The sequence below is a fragment of the Marinobacter sp. W-8 genome, assembly GCF_044342215.1.
GTDB lineage: Bacteria > Pseudomonadota > Gammaproteobacteria > Pseudomonadales > Oleiphilaceae > Marinobacter > Marinobacter nauticus.
In genome coordinates this window covers 2,185,958-2,204,386 of the sequence record NZ_CP172297.1, presented here as the reverse complement: position 1 = coordinate 2,204,386, position 18,429 = coordinate 2,185,958, and the positions used below count along the sequence as shown (strand labels likewise).

The 18,429-nt window shown below is 56.7% G+C and carries 15 protein-coding genes and 1 tRNA gene; 11 read left to right on the top strand and 5 right to left on the bottom strand.

The window, feature by feature from the left end; genetic code table 11:
• Positions 1 to 28: 28 nt before the first annotated feature.
• The 8 genes from hisC (at position 29) to pyrF (ending at position 8,615) form a co-directional block, all read left to right on the top strand.
• Complete coding sequence (gene hisC, locus ACF8YQ_RS10285) at positions 29 to 1,153, top strand: histidinol-phosphate transaminase (RefSeq protein WP_396621310.1); 1,125 nt, start codon at positions 29 to 31, stop codon at positions 1,151 to 1,153.
• 1 nt (position 1,154) lies between these two features.
• Positions 1,155 to 3,383 carry a bifunctional prephenate dehydrogenase/3-phosphoshikimate 1-carboxyvinyltransferase gene (locus tag ACF8YQ_RS10280; RefSeq protein WP_396621309.1) on the top strand — a complete coding sequence of 743 codons (2,229 nt, stop codon included), beginning with the start codon at positions 1,155 to 1,157 and terminating at the stop codon, positions 3,381 to 3,383.
• On the top strand, positions 3,383 to 4,063 hold the full coding sequence (cmk, locus tag ACF8YQ_RS10275) for a (d)CMP kinase (RefSeq protein WP_023008146.1): 681 nt from the start codon (positions 3,383 to 3,385) through the stop codon (positions 4,061 to 4,063). Before ACF8YQ_RS10280 ends, cmk begins: the two co-directional genes overlap by 1 nt.
• A gap of 129 nt (positions 4,064 to 4,192) precedes the next feature.
• Positions 4,193 to 5,884, top strand: a complete 1,692-nt coding sequence (gene rpsA, locus ACF8YQ_RS10270) for a 30S ribosomal protein S1 (RefSeq protein ID WP_011784537.1) — start codon at positions 4,193 to 4,195, stop codon at positions 5,882 to 5,884.
• Positions 5,885 to 6,016: 132 nt separating this feature from the next.
• Positions 6,017 to 6,313, top strand: a complete 297-nt coding sequence (locus ACF8YQ_RS10265) for an integration host factor subunit beta (protein ID WP_011784538.1) — start codon at positions 6,017 to 6,019, stop codon at positions 6,311 to 6,313.
• Positions 6,314 to 6,384: 71 nt separating this feature from the next.
• Entirely contained in the window at positions 6,385 to 6,687 is a 303-nt protein-coding gene (locus ACF8YQ_RS10260) for a LapA family protein (RefSeq protein ID WP_011784539.1), read from the top strand.
• Positions 6,687 to 7,859 (top strand): lipopolysaccharide assembly protein LapB, encoded by a 1,173-nt coding sequence (gene lapB / locus ACF8YQ_RS10255; RefSeq protein ID WP_396621308.1) that lies wholly within the window; start codon positions 6,687 to 6,689, stop codon positions 7,857 to 7,859. Before ACF8YQ_RS10260 ends, lapB begins: the two co-directional genes overlap by 1 nt.
• A gap of 45 nt (positions 7,860 to 7,904) precedes the next feature.
• Positions 7,905 to 8,615 carry an orotidine-5'-phosphate decarboxylase gene (gene pyrF, locus ACF8YQ_RS10250; protein WP_396621307.1) on the top strand — a complete coding sequence of 237 codons (711 nt, stop codon included), beginning with the start codon at positions 7,905 to 7,907 and terminating at the stop codon, positions 8,613 to 8,615.
• A gap of 215 nt (positions 8,616 to 8,830) precedes the next feature.
• Here pyrF and ACF8YQ_RS10245 read toward each other — a convergent pair.
• Positions 8,831 to 8,906, bottom strand: a tRNA-Asn gene (locus ACF8YQ_RS10245).
• A 70-nt stretch (positions 8,907 to 8,976) separates the two neighbouring features.
• Positions 8,977 to 10,161, bottom strand: a complete 1,185-nt coding sequence (locus ACF8YQ_RS10240) for a pyridoxal phosphate-dependent aminotransferase (protein ID WP_396621306.1) — start codon at positions 10,159 to 10,161, stop codon at positions 8,977 to 8,979.
• 193 nt (positions 10,162 to 10,354) lie between these two features.
• Here ACF8YQ_RS10240 and uvrB point away from each other — a divergent pair, with 193 nt between their 5' ends.
• Complete coding sequence (uvrB, locus tag ACF8YQ_RS10235; protein WP_153741065.1) at positions 10,355 to 12,412, top strand: excinuclease ABC subunit UvrB; 2,058 nt, start codon at positions 10,355 to 10,357, stop codon at positions 12,410 to 12,412.
• Here the strand turns inward: uvrB and rimI are convergent, their stop codons facing one another.
• A complete protein-coding gene (gene rimI, locus ACF8YQ_RS10230) occupies positions 12,413 to 13,528 on the bottom strand; it encodes a ribosomal protein S18-alanine N-acetyltransferase (protein ID WP_396621305.1) in 1,116 nt (371 codons plus the stop codon).
• Positions 13,529 to 13,729: 201 nt separating this feature from the next.
• On the opposite strand from rimI, the gene ACF8YQ_RS10225 reads away from it, so the two are divergent.
• Entirely contained in the window at positions 13,730 to 15,229 is a 1,500-nt protein-coding gene (locus ACF8YQ_RS10225) for a RimK family protein (RefSeq protein WP_396621304.1), read from the top strand.
• Between the two features lie 9 nt (positions 15,230 to 15,238).
• Here the strand turns inward: ACF8YQ_RS10225 and ACF8YQ_RS10220 are convergent, their stop codons facing one another.
• Complete coding sequence (locus tag ACF8YQ_RS10220; RefSeq protein WP_396621303.1) at positions 15,239 to 16,402, bottom strand: cation diffusion facilitator family transporter; 1,164 nt, start codon at positions 16,400 to 16,402, stop codon at positions 15,239 to 15,241.
• A 404-nt stretch (positions 16,403 to 16,806) separates the two neighbouring features.
• Between ACF8YQ_RS10220 and ACF8YQ_RS10215 the strand changes: the two genes are divergently transcribed.
• Positions 16,807 to 17,829, top strand: a complete 1,023-nt coding sequence (locus tag ACF8YQ_RS10215) for a quinone-dependent dihydroorotate dehydrogenase (protein WP_206852300.1) — start codon at positions 16,807 to 16,809, stop codon at positions 17,827 to 17,829.
• Positions 17,830 to 18,003: 174 nt separating this feature from the next.
• Here ACF8YQ_RS10215 and rmf read toward each other — a convergent pair whose 3' ends face one another.
• A complete protein-coding gene (gene rmf, locus ACF8YQ_RS10210) occupies positions 18,004 to 18,216 on the bottom strand; it encodes a ribosome modulation factor (RefSeq protein ID WP_011784548.1) in 213 nt (70 codons plus the stop codon).
• Between the last annotated feature and the right edge of the window lie 213 nt (positions 18,217 to 18,429).

Below are 18,429 nucleotides of genomic sequence, written 5' to 3'. Positions count from 1 at the left end.
TTCGAATGTCGATCCTGAGGAGAGTTCAATGTCAGTGGATTACCAGAGTCTTGCGGTAAAAGGTGTTCAGGCTCTGTCTCCGTACCAGCCCGGCAAGCCGATTGAAGAGCTGGCCCGGGAGCTGGGATTGAATCCGTCGGAGATCATCAAGCTGGCCAGCAATGAGAACCCGCTTGGGCCGAGTGAGAAAGCGTTATCGGCCGCCCGAAATGCCCTCGATGAAATGTGCCTGTACCCGGACGGCAATGGCTTTGATCTGAAGCAGGCTCTGGCCAGTCGCTTTGGCGTGGAAATGAGCCAGATCACCCTCGGGAATGGTTCCAACGATGTGCTGGAAGTCATTGCCCGGTGTTTCGCCGACTCTGATAGCGAAGTGGTGTTCTCCCAGTATGCCTTCGCGGTTTACCCGCTGGTAACCCAGGCGATTGGCGCCCGAGGTGTGGCGGTGCCTGCAAAAGGCTGGGGGCACGATCTGGATGCCATGGCCGATGCGGTGACCGAGCGCACCAAGCTGGTGTTTGTTGCTAATCCGAATAATCCCACCGGTACCGTACACACGGCCGATGCGATTGAAGCGTTTCTGGATCGTATCCCTGAACAGGTTCTGGTTGTTCTGGATGAAGCCTACTGCGAATACCTCGTTGGTGACGAGTATCCGGATGGTATTCGGCTGCTGGACAAATACCCGAACCTGATTGTCTGCCGTACCTTTTCCAAAGCGTGGGGGCTGGCAGCGCTGCGAGTGGGCTACAGCATCAGTTCTCTGGCCATTGCTGACATCCTGAACCGGGTTCGCCAACCCTTCAATGTCGATACCGTTGCCCTGGCGGCGGCCACAGCTGTTCTTGAGGATGAAGTCTATCTGCAGAAATCCCGGGAGGTGAACGAAGCCGGCCTGCAACAACTGGCGGAAGGCTTCGATCGCATGGGGCTATCCTACATCCCTTCGGCGGGCAACTTCATTGCCGTGGAAGTGGGTGAGCCAGCTGCCGGTATCTATCAGGCCTTGTTGGCCCATGGCGTGATTGTGCGCCCGGTTGCCGGTTATGGCATGCCCCGCCACCTGCGCGTTTCGGTTGGCCTTCCGCAAGAGAATGAACGTTTTCTCGAGGCGCTGGCTGAGGCATTGGTGTCAGCAGGGTTGGGGGCGTGAAGTGACAGTTCCGAGTGCGCCTTTTCGTCGGGTTGCGGTTATCGGGTTGGGGCTGATAGGCGGTTCTCTGGCCAGCGCCATACGCACGCAACGGCTTGCGGGTACGGTGAGCAGCTTTGATACCCGACAGGATGAACTGGCTCTCGGCGTTGAACTGGGTGTAATTGACGAGGCTGCGGATTCCATTGAGCAGGCCGTAAAGGGCAGTGATCTGGTGGTGTTGGCCGTTCCGGTGCGGGCCACCCGTGCGGTGCTGGAACAAATCCGGCCCGTCATCGAAGAGGGCGCCATTCTTTCTGATGTGGGTAGCACCAAATCCAGTTTTGTTGCCGATGTGGAGGCGGTATTCGGAGAACTGCCACCCTGGGTGATACCGGGCCATCCCATCGCCGGTTCCGAGAAGAGCGGTATTCGTGCGGCCCGGCCCGATCTTTTTGCCAATCACAAGGTAATCCTGACGCCGGCGCAAAATGCCGACCAAGACGGCCTGAAGCGTTTGCGGACCGTCTGGGAAGGTGCCGGTGCGACCGTGCTTACCATGTCGGTGGGGTATCACGATGAGGTGCTCGCGGCCACCAGCCATTTACCCCATCTGATCGCTTTTTCGCTGGTAGACACTCTGGCGGGCGAAGATGAGAATATGGATATCTTCCGCTACGCCGCAGGTGGGTTCCGTGATTTTACCCGGATTGCCGCAAGCGATCCGGTGATGTGGCACGACATTTTTCTCTCCAACCGGGATGCCGTACTCCGGGTAATAGACCATTTTACCGAAGATCTGGATCAACTCCGCGCTGCCATTGCCTGTGGCGATGGTGCCACGTTGCTCAGGGTTTTCAGCCGTGCCAAGGCGGCGCGGGAACATTTTTCCAAAATGCTTTCAGGACAGGCGTACGTGACTAACAACAGCGATAAACAGGTGACATTCCAAATGCAGCCGGGCGGCACCGTGAGAGGTGACATCCGGGTTCCGGGCGACAAATCCATGTCTCACCGTTCCATCATGCTCGGTGCCCTGGCTGAGGGGACTACCGAAGTGAAGGGCTTTCTGGAGGGGGAGGACAGTCTTGCCACCCTGCAGGCGTTCCGGGATATGGGCGTCACCATCGAAGGTCCGGATGACGGCTTCGTGCGCATTCACGGCGTCGGTATGAAAGGCCTGCAGGCGCCCCGTGGCCCGTTGTATCTGGGCAACTCGGGTACGGCCATGCGCCTGTTTGCCGGATTGCTGGCCGCTCAGCCCTTCGATTCTGAGCTCACGGGCGATGCCAGTTTGTCGAAGCGGCCTATGGGGCGCGTGGCAGATCCACTGCGTGCCATGGGAGCGGTCATCGACACCGGTGAAGGTGGTCGGCCGCCGTTGAAGATTCGGGGTGGACATGCGCTCACGGGCATTCATTACGAAATGCCGGTGGCCAGTGCCCAGGTGAAATCCTGCCTGCTGCTGGCGGGACTCTACGCTGAGGGTGTTACCTCGGTGACCGAGCCGGCGCCAACCCGGGATCATACCGAGCGCATGCTGGAGGGTTTCGGTTACCACGTTCACCGCGATGGTGCGACTGCCAGTGTCACCGGTGGAGGCAAACTGTCTGCTTGCGCCATTGATGTGCCGGCTGATATTTCCTCGGCCGCGTTTTTCCTGGTGGCGGCCAGTATTGCCGAAGATTCTGACCTGACGCTTCGCCACGTTGGCATGAACCCCACCCGTGTAGGTGTAATCAATATCCTGAAACAGATGGGTGCCAACATTGAAGTGTTCAATGAGAAGGTCATCGGTGGAGAGCCGGTAGCCGATCTTCGGGTACAGTCAGCCCGTTTGAAGGGCATCGACATTCCGGAAGAGCAGGTGCCGCTGGCTATCGACGAGTTCCCGGTATTGTTTATCGCTGCAACTTGTGCCGAAGGGCGCACGGTATTGCGCGGCGCCGAGGAACTTCGGGTGAAAGAGAGTGATCGTATCCAGGTGATGGCGGACGGTCTCGCGGCTCTGGGTGTGGAGACCACCGTGACACCCGACGGCATCATTATAGATGGCGGCCAGGAAATAGGCGGCGGTACCGTGGAAAGCCATGGTGATCATCGCATTTCCATGTCGTTTGCGGTGGCATCATTGCGCGCAACCGGACCTATCCGGATCAACGATTGCGCCAACGTGGCTACATCGTTCCCGGGTTTTGTTGATCTGGCATTGCAGACAGGTATTCGAATTAACGCAGAAGGTAGTGATTGATGAGTAATAGCAAGGCACCGGTAATTACGGTTGACGGCCCTGGCGGTTCTGGCAAGGGTACCGTTACCCAGATGTTGGCCCGCAAACTGGGCTGGCATCTGCTCGACAGTGGTGCCTTGTATCGGCTGACGGCCCTGGCGGCTGCCCGCCAAGGGGTTGCGCTGGACGACGAGCCGGCACTGGTTCGGGTTGCCGCAGGGCTCGATGTTGCGTTCATGCCGACGCCTCCGGGTGAGCCTGCGAAGGTTCTGTTGGCCGGGGAAGATGTTACCTCCGAAATCCGCACCGAGACCTGCGGTGATAACGCGTCAAAAGTCGCCGTCATGCAACCGGTGCGCGATGCCTTGTTGCAGCGCCAGCGGGATTTCCGGGTGGCGCCCGGGCTGGTGGCCGATGGCCGCGATATGGGTACGGTGGTCTTTCCGGATGCACCGGTCAAAATCTTCCTGACCGCCAGTGCCGAGGAGCGGGCCCGCAGGCGCTACAATCAGTTGAAGGAAGCCGGTGTCGATGTTAACATTGACGCCCTTTTAGAGGAGATACGGGTACGTGACGAGCGGGATATGAACCGTTCTGCGGCCCCCCTCAAGCCTGCAGATGATGCGCAAGTCATTGATTCTACGGGTTTGAGTATCGAAGAGGTGTTAGACAGGTGTATGGCCGCAGCAGGTCAGGCCTGACTACACCTTTTTGTCGTTGAAATGCCGGAACAGCGTACTCTGCCAGCCGCTGGCTGATTCCGGACATCGTTAACAGACCGTGTTGCTGGTGACACGGAGCACACTTGCGTTGATCATATAGGGCACATAATGAGCGAGAGCTTTGCGGATCTTTTTGAAGAAAGTCTAAAAGAAATTGACATGCAACCGGGTTCCATCGTCCAGGGAACCGTAGTTGACGTCGACAACGACTGGGTCACCGTTAACGCCGGACTGAAGTCCGAAGGCGTTATCCCCGCCTCCCAGTTCCTGAACGAAAAAGGCGAGTTGGAAGTAGCTGTCGGCGATGTTGTCGATGTGGCTCTCGATGCAGTTGAAGACGGTTTCGGTGAAACCCGTCTGTCTCGTGAAAAGGCCAAGCGCGCTGAAGCGTGGAAGGTTCTCGAGAAGTCCTTCGAAGCTGAGGAAGTGGTCAAGGGTATTATCAATGGCAAGGTCAAAGGTGGTTTCACTGTTGATCTGGCCGGCATCCGTGCCTTCCTGCCGGGTTCCCTGGTAGACGTTCGTCCGGTTCGCGACACTGCGCACCTGGAGAACAAAGAGCTTGAATTCAAGGTTATCAAGCTGGACCAGAAGCGTAACAACGTGGTTGTTTCCCGCCGCGCCGTTCTGGAAGCTGAAAACAGCGAGCAGCGTGAAGCTCTGCTGGAAACCCTGACCGAAGGTCTGGAAATCAAGGGTATCGTCAAGAACCTGACCGACTACGGTGCATTCGTAGACCTGGGCGGTGTTGACGGCCTGCTGCACATCACTGATATGGCCTGGAAGCGCATCAAGCATCCGAGCGAAATCGTGAATGTGGGCGACGAAATCAATGTTAAAGTCCTGAAGTTTGACCGTGAGCGCAACCGTGTGTCTCTGGGTCTGAAGCAGCTGGGCGAAGATCCCTGGGTCGACATCAAAGGTCGTTACCCGGAAGGTTCCAAGGTTACTGCTCGCGTAACCAACCTGACCGACTACGGCTGCTTTGCCGAGCTGGAAGAGGGTGTTGAAGGTCTGGTCCACGTATCCGAAATGGATTGGACCAACAAGAACATCCATCCGTCCAAGGTTGTTCAGGTAGGTGACGAAGTAGAAGTGATGATCCTGGATATTGACGAAGAGCGTCGTCGTATCTCTCTGGGCATCAAGCAGTGCGTTGCCAACCCGTGGGAAGATTTCTCCAGCAACTTCAACAAGGGCGACCGTATCTCCGGCAAGATCAAGTCCATCACGGACTTCGGTATCTTCATCGGCCTGGACGGTGGCATCGATGGTCTGGTTCACCTGTCTGACATCAGCTGGAACGAGACTGGCGAAGAAGCCGTTCGCGAATACAAGAAGGGCGACGAAGTTGAAACCGTTATCCTGTCTGTTGATCCAGAGCGTGAGCGCATCTCCCTGGGCATCAAACAGCTGGAAAGCGATCCGTTTGCCGAGTTCGTTCAGCTGAACGACAAGGGCTCCATCGTTAAGGGCACCGTATCTGCGGTTGACGCCAAAGGCGCCACCATTGCCCTGAACGAAGAAGTTGAAGCGGTACTGAAAGCCTCTGAAATCAGCCGTGACCGCGTAGAAGACGCGCGTAACGTTCTGAAGGAAGGCGAAGAAGTTGAAGCGAAGATCATCAGCATCGATCGCAAAAACCGCGTGATCAACCTGTCTGTCAAGTCCAAAGACGTTGAGGACGACAAGCAGGCCCTGGAAAACGTACGCAGTAAGGCTGCAGAATCCTCAGGTGCCACCACCATCGGTGACCTGATCAAGGAGCAGATGCAGCAGCAGAACGCTAACAAGGACTAAGTTTCCGGTTGGTGTCAAAAAAACGGGCTCTAAGAGCCCGTTTTTTTTGTGTTTTTTTCTGGTTTGGCTAAACTAGAGGCATTGAGACCCGGTAATTTGCTGCGGAATAATAACGACAGAGGGAAAAGCCTCATGACGAAGTCCGAACTGGTTGAACTGATCGCTTCTAAGCAGACTCAGCTCTCCGTAAAGGATGTTGAGCTCGCGGTGAAAAGCATCATCGAGCATATGTCTCAGTCCCTTGCCGACGGCCAGCGAATTGAGATCCGTGGATTTGGCAGTTTTTCCCTGCATCATCGGGCTGCCCGCACCGGACGTAACCCGAAAACCGGAGACGCCGTGCAACTGCCAGCCAAGTTTGTGCCGCACTTCAAGCCCGGCAAAGAGCTGCGAGAGCAGGTCAACGACAGCATGAAAAAAGGTTTCTGAGGCCCCGAGAAGGCAATTAACACACGAAACCTCACATACCGGGCATCTGACCCGTTGGGAGCGCTTAAGACATGGCAGGACTGCGGAAGATCCTAATTACCTTGCTGGTTCTGGTTCTGATTCTTCTGGCGCTGGTGTTTTCCCTGAATAATCAGATGGCGGTCTCGCTCAACTTCCTGTTGTTCGAAACCCAGCCCCATGGCGTTGCTGTCTGGATCATCATGGCGTTTGTGATTGGTGCACTGGTTGGGGTGCTTGTGACTACCATGGCTACCGTCCGGACGTCTGTATCGCGCCGTCATCTGCAGAAGCGTCTTGAGCGGACAGAGCACGCACTCGAAAAATCCAGGGCACAAAACGACCGGGCACTTTGATGGACATGCTGTTTCAGTGGCTGCTTCTGACGGCGGCCGTTGCCGCTGGCTGGGCTGTAGGTCGATACGGAAACCGCTCTGGCCGCGCCTCCCGAGCCATTATGGACGAGGATTCCGTTCGGGACCGTCTGCAGTTTCTCTTTACCAACTACTCTGATCAGGCCGTCGAGAACTTCGTTCAATCCCTTGCCGTCAACAAAGATACCGTCAGCCTGCATCTCTCCATTGGCAGCCATTTCCGGAATAAGGGAGAGACAGACCGCGCCATTCTGATTCACCAGAACCTGCTTGCCCGGCCTGAACTTCCGGCCCGCTATTCGCCCCAGGTTACCCTGGAGCTGGCAATGGATTACCTTAACGCCGGATTGCTCGACCGGGCCGAAGCACTGTTTCACCAATTGATGGGTGACCGGGAATACGGTCGTCGTTCTGCGCGCTCGCTGATCGAGTTGTACCAGCAGGAGCGAGAGTGGGAAAAAGCGGCACAAGTTGCGAAAACGCTAACCCGTGGAGATGCAGATCCAGCTACCTTCAAAGCGCTGGCTTACATTACCTGTGAATTGTCTGATGCCGCACTGATCCGCAACGACGATCGCTGGACAGCACAGAAGCTGGCCAAAGAGGCGCTGGATTACGACCGCTCCTGTGTACGGGCAACCCTGTTACTGATGAAGCTTCAGATCCGGCAGGGGAATTTTCGGGAGGCGGCAAACCAATCCCTGAAGATCTTCGATCAAAACCCGGAGTTCGGGCCAGAAGCGATAGACAGATTGATGAAGCTGGAGCGGGAGCATGGTGATGTTTCCCGCCTTTATAAAAAGCTCCGTAAGCTCTATGAACAGTATCCCAGCACCAGTCTGCTGCTGGCCCTGGTGGAATCGGTTGAGCGTTCCTCTGGCCGGCCTGCGGCCATTGATTTGCTGCGCATGGAGCTGGAAACCCGGCCTTCCGTGCGGGGGCTTCTGCGGTTGGTGGAGATGGCGGGTTATGAAAAAGGCATGACCACCGATGAAGGGCGCCTCGTCAGCAGGATAGGGCACCTGATTCTCGCCAACCGCCCGGTCTACCGTTGCGTAAGCTGCGGATTCTCCGGCCAACAGTTACACTGGCTGTGCCCAAGCTGCAAACAGTGGGAAACCGTGCGCCCCATCCAGGGCGTAGAGGCAGAATAACCCCGCTTTGATCCATCCCGAGTACCTCTACCCAGGAATCTGAACGTGCAAAATCCGAACGACCCGAAAATCATCGTCGCGCTCGACTTTCCCTCCCAGAATCCCGCCTTGGCCCTGGCAGATCAGCTTGATCCTGCAAAATGCCGCCTGAAAGTGGGCAAGGAGCTGTTTACGCGCTCAGGCCCGGATCTGGTAAAAGCGCTGCAGAGTCGTGGATTCGATATCTTCCTGGATCTGAAATTTCACGATATCCCTAATACCACCTCGGCTGCGGTGGTCGCAGCGGCGGAACTGGGCGTGTGGATGGTGAATGTGCATGCCTCAGGCGGCGAGAAGATGATGGTGGCCTGCCGTGAACGCCTGGAAGCGTTCGGCAATGACCGCCCGCTCCTGATTGCGGTTACTGTATTGACCAGCATGTCTGACGAGGACCTTGCTGGTATCGGTATTACCGGTTCGGCAGAAGCCCATGTTTCCCGGCTTGCAACCCTGACGAAAAACAGCGGCCTGGATGGCGTCGTCTGCTCCGCTCAGGAAGCTCCCCGTCTGAAAGCGGAGCAGGGCAGTGACTTCCAACTGATCACACCGGGAATCCGGCCACTGACCGCCGACAAAGGAGACCAGCAACGCATCATGACCCCGACCGATGCCCTTAAGGCTGGATCTGACTACCTGGTGATTGGTCGCCCGATTACCCAGGCGCCGGATCCCTTGGCTGCTTTGGAAGCGATCTACGCCGAGGTAGTTTCGTTCTGACTATACTCCGTGACTTTGTCGGCGGTACGGGAAGGCCTTTCCAAAAATTTCGGAGGCCACGGATGGCCGGAGAGAAGCGCACAGGGATGTGCTCGTAGCGGTTTTTGGAAAGGCCTTCCCGTACCGCCGCAGCGCCACATTTAGCAGGCTGGTTTTGTTTCGTTATGGCACAAAAAAGCCCGCTAATTCAGAGAACTAGCGGGCTTTCGAAATAGTGGCTCCCCGAGCTGGGCTCGAACCAGCGACAAACGGATTAACAGTCCGTTGCTCTACCAACTGAGCTATCGGGGAACGTCGTCATGTGACGAGGCGCGTATATTAAGTTGGCCATACCGCCCCGTCAACCCCTCAGCTTAAAATTTTAGCCAAGAGCCTTCTGCAAACGCTCGACCGCCTTCTGCAGGTTATTCATGCTGGTGGCAAAGCTCAGCCGCATGTGCCCCGGGCAGCCAAACGCAGAGCCCGGAACCAGAGCCACGCCGGCTTCGGTCAGCAGCTTCTCGGCGAATTCCACATCGGTGCTCACGCCGTCAGTGGCATCGATGGCACCCTGGAAGCTCGGGAAGACATAAAACGTGCCGTCACCGTTCAGGCAGTCCACACCAGGCAGTTTGTTCAGGGCCGCTACCAGCCAGTCGTGGCGTTCCCTGAAAGCCTTGACCATCTCGCCCACGCACGCCTGATCGCCGTCCAGAGCGGCTGTTGCGGCGGCCTGGGAGATAGAGCAGGGGTTCGAGGTGCTCTGAGACTGGATCTTCTTCATGGCACCGATGATTTTTGCCGGGCCAGCGGCATAGCCGATACGCCAGCCAGTCATGGAGTAGGCCTTGGAGACACCGTTCAGTACGAAGGTGCGGTCATACAGCTCCGGGCAAGCGTTCAGGATGTTGCAGAACGGCTTGCCAGTCCACAGGATCGGCTCGTACATATCGTCGGTGGCAATCATGATGTTCGGGTGCTTTTTAAGCACCTCACCGATGGCCTGCAGCTCTTCCATGGTGTAAGCCATGCCACTGGGGTTGGACGGGCTGTTGATCACGAACAGGCGGGTGCGCTCAGTAATGGCGTTTTCCAGCTGTTCCGGCGTGATCTTGAAGCGAGTCTCTGCGGTGGTTTCGATGATCACCGGTTTGCCTTCGGCCACCAGCACCATATCCGGGTAGGAAACCCAGTAGGGTGCGGGAATGATGGCCTCGTCGCCTTCATTCAGTGTCGCCAGGGCGAGGTTGAAAAAGCTCTGTTTGCCACCACTGCTTACCAGTATCTGGTTGGCTTCGTATTCCAGGCCGTTGTCCCGTTTGAACTTCGCAATAATCGCTTTCTTCAGTGCGGGCGTACCATCCACGGCAGTGTACTTGGTCTGGCCGTTGTTGATGGCGTCGATAGCCGCCTGTTTGATGTGATCGGGGGTGTCGAAGTCAGGCTCGCCAGCACCGAGGCCAATAATGTCCTGGCCGGCCGCACGGAGTTCAGCGGCTTTATTGGTAACTGCGAGGGTTGGGGAAGGCTTGATCGCCTGTACTCGGCTGGAAAGTTGAAGGTCCAAACTTGAGCTCCTTAAAGCTGCGTCTTATTGGGCTGCGATCGGCCGGGCAACTGGAGCCAAAGTTACTGGCTGATTTTTCACCCAGCCGTCGATCGCACAGATGGTATCATGAAGCTGCCAGAACGCTAAATTTCTTGAGGATGCGACGCAAATATTCCGTCGTTTCCGGTGTCCGGAGGTTAAAACGCCAGATATGGCCAACAAAGCATCCAGTGCAAGGGAAGGGGCCTTTCGCGTTGATTCGCCCTACCAACCTGCTGGTGACCAGCCCAAAGCGATTGCGGGACTGGTTGACGGCATTGAATCCGGGCTTGCCCATCAAACCCTGCTCGGGGTAACCGGTTCTGGCAAGACTTTCACGATTGCCAATGTGGTTCAGCAGGTGCAGCGACCAACCATCATCATGGCCCACAACAAGACCCTGGCGGCACAGCTCTATGGCGAGTTCAAGGAGTTCTTCCCCGATAACGCGGTGGAGTACTTTGTCTCCTACTACGATTACTACCAGCCAGAGGCCTACGTACCGTCTTCCGATACCTTTATCGAAAAAGACGCCTCCATCAATGAGCACATTGAGCAGATGCGGCTGTCGGCCACCAAGGCTCTGCTCGAGCGGCCGGATGCCATCATTGTCGCGACGGTTTCTTCCATCTACGGTCTGGGTGATCCGCAGTCCTATCTGAAAATGATGCTGCACCTGGACCGGGGTGACCAGATGGATCAACGGTATATCCTGCGCCGGCTGGCGGAACTTCAGTACACCCGCAATGACATCGAGTTCCACCGTGCCAATTATCGGGTTCGGGGCGATGTCATTGATGTCTTCCCGGCAGAATCCGAGAAGGAAGCCATTCGCATCGAACTTTTCGATGATGAAGTGGAGAACCTGAGCTATTTTGACCCGCTTACCGGAGAGGTGCTCAGGCGGGTGCCGCGGGTGACCATCTACCCGAAGTCCCACTATGTCACGCCCCGGCAGACCGTGCTGGATGCGGTCGAGCATATCAAGCAGGAGCTCGATGTTCGGCTGCAGCAGTTGCGGGATAACAACCGGCTGGTGGAAGCTCAGCGGCTGGAGGAGCGTACCCGCTACGACATCGAGATGATGCTGGAGCTGGGTTACTGCAATGGTATCGAGAACTACTCCCGCTATCTCTCCGGGCGTAACCCCGGTGAAGCGCCACCCACACTGTTTGACTACCTGCCACCCAACGCTTTGCTGGTAGTGGACGAGTCCCACGTGACCATCCCGCAGATTGGCGCCATGTACAAGGGCGACCGGTCCCGTAAGGAAACTCTGGTGGAGTACGGTTTCCGCCTGCCATCAGCACTGGACAACCGCCCCATGCGGTTTGAGGAGTGGGAGCGAATTGCGCCCCAGATGATCTTTGTCTCGGCCACCCCGGGGAATTATGAGGCCGAGCATGCTGGCCAGGTAGTGGAGCAGGTGGTACGACCGACGGGGCTGCTGGACCCGGAGATTGAGGTTCGGCCCGCCTCTACCCAGGTTGACGATCTGCTGTCTGAGATTCACCAGCGCGTCGGGGTGAATGAGCGGGTGCTGGTCACAACGCTTACCAAGCGCATGGCCGAGGATCTGACCGACTTCCTGATGGAGCACGACATCCGAGTGCGTTATCTGCATTCAGATATCGATACCGTGGAGCGAGTAGAGATTATTCGGGATCTGCGGCGAGGCGAGTTTGACGTGCTGGTGGGCATCAACCTGCTCCGGGAGGGTCTGGATATGCCGGAAGTGTCGCTGGTGGCAATACTGGATGCGGATAAAGAAGGCTTCCTGCGCTCAGAGCGTTCGCTCATACAGACCATTGGCCGGGCCGCCCGTAACGTGAACGGCAAGGCCATTCTGTATGGCGACAGGATCACCGGTTCCATGCAGCGGGCCATTGATGAGACCGAGCGTCGCCGTGCCAAGCAGATGGCACACAACGAGGAGCATGGTATTACCCCCACCGGTCTTAACAAGAAGATCGCGGATATTATGGAGGGTGCCGCGGGCGGCGGTGGTCGTGGCCGGCGCAAAGCGGAGCGTCCCGGGCAGAAGGCAGCTGAAGAAGCCGAGGATTATCGCGTAAAGGTAGGCAATCGCTCGCCGGAAGAGGTCCTCAAGGAAGTGGCGAAACTGGAAGACGAGATGTACAAAGCCGCCGCGGATCTGGATTTCGAGACCGCGGCGCGCCTGCGGGATCAGATTTCGGAACTGAAGGAAGCGGCCCTGCGGACCGGCTGATCAGTGTCGTTTGGGGCCGACAATCACCGCCGCCTGCAGGGGCTGGTTGCGGCCATAGCGCGACATCTTGTCGAATACCCGTCGGTCGATGGGCAGGTATTGCTTGTCGGCCACGGTTTCCCCTTCCTCGGTATCGATTTCCGGGTCATGCAGGTACACGAAATCCTCATCGATCGCACACACGGTTACCCAGTGCGGCACCCGGCTCCGGTTCAGTTGCCAGGTGCTGATCAGGATGACAGGGATGCGCCCGTCATGCAGGGCTTTCTCCATTGCCTCCAGGGTTAGCGGGTCGTGATGCAGCTGGATTTCTGTCTGCCCGATATCGTGCAGGAACCCCTCGTGCACCAGTTCCAGTACCCGCTTTTTATCGTCGTTGCGGACCGTATCTTTGAACAGCGCGCCTTCCTGGCTGATCCAGGCGCTGGCCTCGAAGCCCCGGTGCCAGGCAGATAGTGCAAGCCCATGGGGGCCACAACCGCCGTGCCCGGCCAGCATGAAGATGGTGGTAGCTTCACGCCAGATTTTCAGCTCCTCCAGCGTGCTAACCGGTTGCTGTTCGTCAAGGGCCGCCATCGCCATGATTAATGCAGACGGACCGCAGGTGAACTCGGTGGTCTGGGGGTAATAGGGCACCGGAAGAAATTCGCGAGAGGGCTCGTAGTAGAGAATCCGGCGCTCGAACCGCAAGGCATCGCCGTGATCTTCGTAGTAGTCGCGGTAGGTGCCAAACTGCCGATATCCCAGCCGACGATACAGGGCAATGGCCCCGGTGTTGTCTTCACGCACTTCCAGTCGCATGATGATGCGGTCAGCCTCAACCGCTTCCTTCTCCGCCTCACGGACCAGTCTTTCACCCACACCGCGGCCGCGGGCAACGGGTGAGACTGCAATCGAGTAAATCCGAGCCAGCCGGGTGGCTGCATTCATCAGCACCAGGCAGTAGCCCACCAGTTCGCCGTTCAGTTCGGCGATAACCAGTCGGTCCCTGGGCATCTCCAGAAAGCGGCGGAAGCTGCGCCGGGATATCCTGTCCTCGGTAAAACAGCGGTTCTCCAGCTGAACGAGGGCATCCAGATCACTGGCATGGGCTTGGCGGAGCATTACATCGGTCATGGTCTGGTGAACCCGGTTAAACAAAAAAAGGTAGCGCCTGGCGGGCACTCTCATTGCCGCTATTATGGTAGACAGATGCCATCCCGTCATAGCAGCGGATGATGCGTAAAAGCACGCATCTTCAGGCGATTGTCTGGCAAGGGGATGGGGCGTATTGTTGCCGGAATTATCAGGCTTACCTTCAGGGAGGAATGCCGCTTTATGTCCCGATTGCTCATCGTTGTAGATCGCGCCAAAGACTGGGCACCGTACTACCCCAGCGAAGACGTGCTTACCTTCGATCAATACCTTCAGTTCACCGCCCCGGCTAACAGCCGCGTCAGGGTGATAAACCTGTGCCAGAGTGCCAGGTATCTGAGCAGGGGCTATTACTGTTCGTTACTGGCCGAGGCGCGCGGGCACCACGTGGTGCCATCGGTCATGACGCTCAACGACCTGAGCCGGAAGGGGCTGTTTTCGCTCGAACTCGAAGAACTGGACAGCAGTGTTATCCAGTGGCTGGAAAGGTCAGCATCCGAAATCGATCCCGCTACCGATGACCGGGACGCTACCCATGAAGTACGAATCCGAACCTATTTTGGCCAGGCCGAACATCCAGACCTGAAGCCCGTGGCCCGTGCCCTGTTCGAGCGGTTTCCGTGCCCGATTCTGGAAGTGGTGTTCCGTCACCGCAAACAATGGCAGATCGAAACCATGAAGCCGGCGGCACCGGCGGATCTTGACGAGCGTGAGCAGGATTTGTTCGCGGCCGCCCTGGATCGCTTCAGCAGTATGATCTGGCGCAAACCCCGCACCCGTCGCCGCTACCGTTTTGATCTGGCTATGCTGGTGAACCCGGAGGAAGAGTTGCCTCCGAGCGATGAGATGGCCCTGAAACGTTTTGAGCGTGCCGGCCGAAAGCTGGGTATTAACGTGGAGCGCATTACCCGCCGGGATTACATGCGCCTGCCGGAATATGATGGTCTGTTTATTCGCGAAACCACCGCTATTGATCACCACACCTATCGGTTTGCCCGCAAGGCAGAGGCCGAGGGGATGGTGGTAATTGACGACCCGGTGTCGATTCTGCGTTGCACCAACAAAGTGTTTCTGGCGGACCTGCTGAAAAACAACAAGGTGCCAACACCGAAAACGCTGATCCTTTCAAAGGATCAGAAAGATGCGGTACAACAGGTGAGTAATGAACTGGGCTTTCCTGTGGTCATCAAAATTCCGGATGGTGCCTTTTCCCGTGGTGTGATCAAAGCCAAGGACGAAAAGGAACTTCGGGCAGGGCTGAAAGATCTGTTCAAGCAGTCTGCGCTGGTATTGGCTCAGGAGTACTTCTACACGGATTACGATTGGCGCATTGGTGTGCTTGGCGGCCGGGCCATCTATGCCTGTAAATATCTGATGGTGAAAGGTCACTGGCAGATTTACCAGCACGGTGGTGCCACGGTGGAAAGTGGCGGTTTTGAAACCATGCCCACCTACGAGGTGCCTCGCAATGTAATCCAGGCGGCATTGAATTCGACCCGGTTGATCGGTAGTGGGCTTTACGGTGTCGACATCAAACAAGCCGGGAATCGGGTGGCGGTGATTGAAGTGAATGACAACCCGAGTATCGACTCGGGTGTGGAAGACAAGTTCCTGGGCGGAGAGCTGTATACCCTGGTGATGCAGGAATTCCTCTCGCGCATGGAGGAGAACCGGCGCCGTTAAACCGGCGCGTCAGGTGGCAGCGACCCAGACCCGGACGCTGCCAAACCAGGGGTAGTCTGCCAGAACCGCTCGAACCTGTTCCGTGGTCAGGTGCGGCCCGGAATGGTTTTCATCCAGGAAGATTTCCAGGTGGATGCGATTCTTGAGGTAATGAAGCCGGAGCCGGCTTTGTGGTGGAAGCTCTCCCAGCTTCTCTGTCAGCAGGCGACGAAGTGCTTCGCGATCGGGTAGCCCCGGGTCGGTGGCGTGGGGCACTTTTTCATCGTTCTCGGCGTCGATATGGAAGTTGATGTCCCGAATGTTCTCCAGGGCACCCCGCATGCCCGTGACCACCTTCATACCAATCTGATGCCCCTCGGAAACGCTGATTTCCGGGCGAACCACCAGGTGAACGTCCAGCAGGATATCGTGCCCCATGCGACGGCTGCGAAGTTCATGAACATTGCGTACGCCATCCGTTTCCAGCGCAATGGTTTTCAACATCCGGGTATCATCTTCGGACAGGCCTGTATCGACCAGTTCTTTCACGCTGTCCCAGGTGAATTTCCAGCCGATGTGCACAATGATGGCTGCAATGAGGACGGCGGCTACCACGTCGAGCCACACGAAACCCAGCATGGCACCGATGGTAGATACCAGAACGACCACTGACGAAAATGCATCGGTACGGCTGTGCCAGGCGTTGGCAATGATCAGGTCTGAGCGGATTTTCATGCCAACATGGCGGGTATAACGGTAGATCCATTCCTTGCCTGCTACCGAGGCCGCGGCCGCTACCAGCACTGGCCAGCCCGGAACCAGCTGCGCTTCACCGGACAGGAGCCTGAGAATGTTCTCCCAGGCCAGGGCGGCGCCCACGGCAATAAGAATGCTGCCCAGTACCAGAGTGCCGAGGGTTTCGATTCGCTGGTGTCCGTATGGGTGGTCCGCATCTGGCTCCTTACGGGACAGACGCATGACCGCCAGAACCACCCAATCCGATGCCACATCGGTAAAGGAATGGATACCATCCACCAGTAGCGCCTGGGAATTAAAAAGAGTGCCGCCAATGACTTTTATGATGCCCAGAACGGCATCGAGAATCATGCCAATGATCGTGACCCGGGTCGCCGCATGCTTCTCGGATTCGAGATTATTCTGGCGCTGCTGGCTGGGTTGATCGGGCTGTTCCATTGGATTCACTCCGGGCTTTTCGCGATGAGGGAAGTATAACGGGAATAAATGCAGAAATGGGTGGAATTAATGGCCTGGCTGTGATCGATTTATGCACATCATGACGAATTGGTTACCCGTTAGCATTTTGTTACCAAAGCCGTCAAATGTTAATTTTATCTATTTAAACTATTGATAAATAAGGGGAAAATAACTGGTTAAAAATTGATCAATTTGTAGGCTGGCGCAGTTATCAAGGGGTCGGGGCGCTTGCCCCGCAATTTTCAACAGGGTTATCCACAGATTCCGTGGAAAAGCGTCGGGAGGCTATACAGGGCGGGGTTTTTGGGACTAATTGGGGTTTACACAAGATGGTGTGGAAAACTTTCGGTATACTCCCGCCACCCGGAGAAAGGAGTTTGACGATGTACGGCCTTCTGAGAAACCTGCTGTTCCGATTGCCCCCGGAGCAGGCCCATAATGTTGCCCTTGGCAGCCTGGATGTTGCTCAAAAACTGGGCATCCTGAATACATTTACCCGACAGCCGGAGCCATGCCCGGTCAACGTGATGGGCCTGGAATTCCCGAATCCGGTTGGATTGGCTGCTGGGCTGGACAAAAACGCCGATCACATTGATGCTCTTGGTGCTCTCGGTTTCGGGTTTATCGAAGTGGGTACTGTTACGCCTTTGGCACAGCCCGGGAATCCAAAACCCCGAATGTTCCGGTTGCCGGAACACCGCGCCATCATTAACCGCATGGGGTTCAATAATGAAGGCCTGGAACACCTCATTGCCAATGTCCGTCACCGTCGTTACCGGGGCGTACTGGGCATTAATGTCGGCAAGAACAAAGACACCCCGAATGAACAGTCGGAACAGGACTACCGTAAAGGAATAGCGGCTGTTTACCCCTATGCCGACTACATCACGGTCAATGTGTCGTCTCCCAATACGCCGGGCCTCCGGGATCTGCAGTTTGGCGATTCGCTCAAGCAGCTTTTGCACGCCATAAAGGAAGAGCAGGCGGCGTGTGAGCAAAAACATGGCCGCTATGTGCCGGTGGCAGTAAAAATCGCACCGGATATGGACGAGCAGGGCATTCGCTTTGTGGCTGCTGCATTGCTGGAGGCTGGCCTGGATGGAGTTATTGCCACCAACACCACGATCAGCCGGGAGGCGGTGAAGGGGCACGTTCACGAGCAGGAGGCGGGCGGTCTCAGTGGTGCACCGGTACGGGAAGCCTCTGTGAAGGTGATTCAGGGGCTGTATGCGGAGCTGGGCGACCGGCTGCCGATTATTGGTGTGGGCGGCATCACGGATGGCGACAGTGCGGCAGAGAAGATTCGGGCAGGCGCAAAGCTGGTGCAGATCTACACCGGGTTTATATATCGAGGCCCGTCGTTGATCAACGAAGCTGTGGAAGCAATCCGGAAAGAAATCAGCTGAGGCCAGAAAGAAGGTGGGCCCGCTGAGCGGGCCCTTGCGGGGAATAAACCCCGTAGCGCTTCTTCGCATGGTACGGGGCGGGAGGCCCCGTTTGGGTTGCTCTGGTTACTGCTCTGATTGTGATTTGTGCGTAAAAACTGAAAAAAACAGATCAGGGTTAAACGGGGTTGGCCATTATGTTGCGGTTACGTTGGCCAGTTTATGGATGCCGGAGACGCCGGTCATGCCCTCCCAGTTATCTGTGCGGCCTTCTCGCCACCCGTTCAGCCATTCCTGGCGGACTTCCGGTTGTTCTAACGGGCAGCTGTCTTTGGATTTGCCGGACACGCCAGCGAGATAACCCCGCTTGAATGCACGAGCGTACATGTCTCTCTTCTGTCTTTTCATGCCGTTCCTCACTGATGGATTAACAGAACAAGCGTGTACACATCTGCAGTGACCTTGGCAGTCGGGAGCCTCTCCGGGACAACCCACTATTGCCAGCTCCGGTCAGAGCAGTCAGGATCCTGTTAACGGAGACTTTTATTCGGCCTCCGGAACGACGCGTCAACTACAAGGTAAGACGAACCTCGCGCCGGTGTACACTATTTATTTCATCTA

Excerpts from the sequence above, each read along its gene's own strand:
- hisC (WP_396621310.1), top strand. The coding sequence starts at position 29 with ATGTCAGTGGATTACCAGAGTCTTGCGGTAAAAGGTGTTCAGGCTCTG.
- cmk (WP_023008146.1), top strand. The coding sequence starts at position 3,383 with ATGAGTAATAGCAAGGCACCGGTAATTACGGTTGACGGCCCTGGCGGT.
- rpsA (WP_011784537.1), top strand. The coding sequence starts at position 4,193 with ATGAGCGAGAGCTTTGCGGATCTTTTTGAAGAAAGTCTAAAAGAAATT.
- ACF8YQ_RS10265 (WP_011784538.1), top strand. The coding sequence starts at position 6,017 with ATGACGAAGTCCGAACTGGTTGAACTGATCGCTTCTAAGCAGACTCAG.
- ACF8YQ_RS10260 (WP_011784539.1), top strand. The coding sequence starts at position 6,385 with ATGGCAGGACTGCGGAAGATCCTAATTACCTTGCTGGTTCTGGTTCTG.
- lapB (WP_396621308.1), top strand. The coding sequence starts at position 6,687 with ATGGACATGCTGTTTCAGTGGCTGCTTCTGACGGCGGCCGTTGCCGCT.
- uvrB (WP_153741065.1), top strand. The coding sequence starts at position 10,355 with ATGGCCAACAAAGCATCCAGTGCAAGGGAAGGGGCCTTTCGCGTTGAT.
- rimI (WP_396621305.1), bottom strand. The coding sequence starts at position 13,528 with ATGACCGATGTAATGCTCCGCCAAGCCCATGCCAGTGATCTGGATGCC.
- ACF8YQ_RS10225 (WP_396621304.1), top strand. The coding sequence starts at position 13,730 with ATGTCCCGATTGCTCATCGTTGTAGATCGCGCCAAAGACTGGGCACCG.
- ACF8YQ_RS10220 (WP_396621303.1), bottom strand. The coding sequence starts at position 16,402 with ATGGAACAGCCCGATCAACCCAGCCAGCAGCGCCAGAATAATCTCGAA.
- ACF8YQ_RS10215 (WP_206852300.1), top strand. The coding sequence starts at position 16,807 with ATGTACGGCCTTCTGAGAAACCTGCTGTTCCGATTGCCCCCGGAGCAG.
- rmf (WP_011784548.1), bottom strand. The coding sequence starts at position 18,216 with ATGAAAAGACAGAAGAGAGACATGTACGCTCGTGCATTCAAGCGGGGT.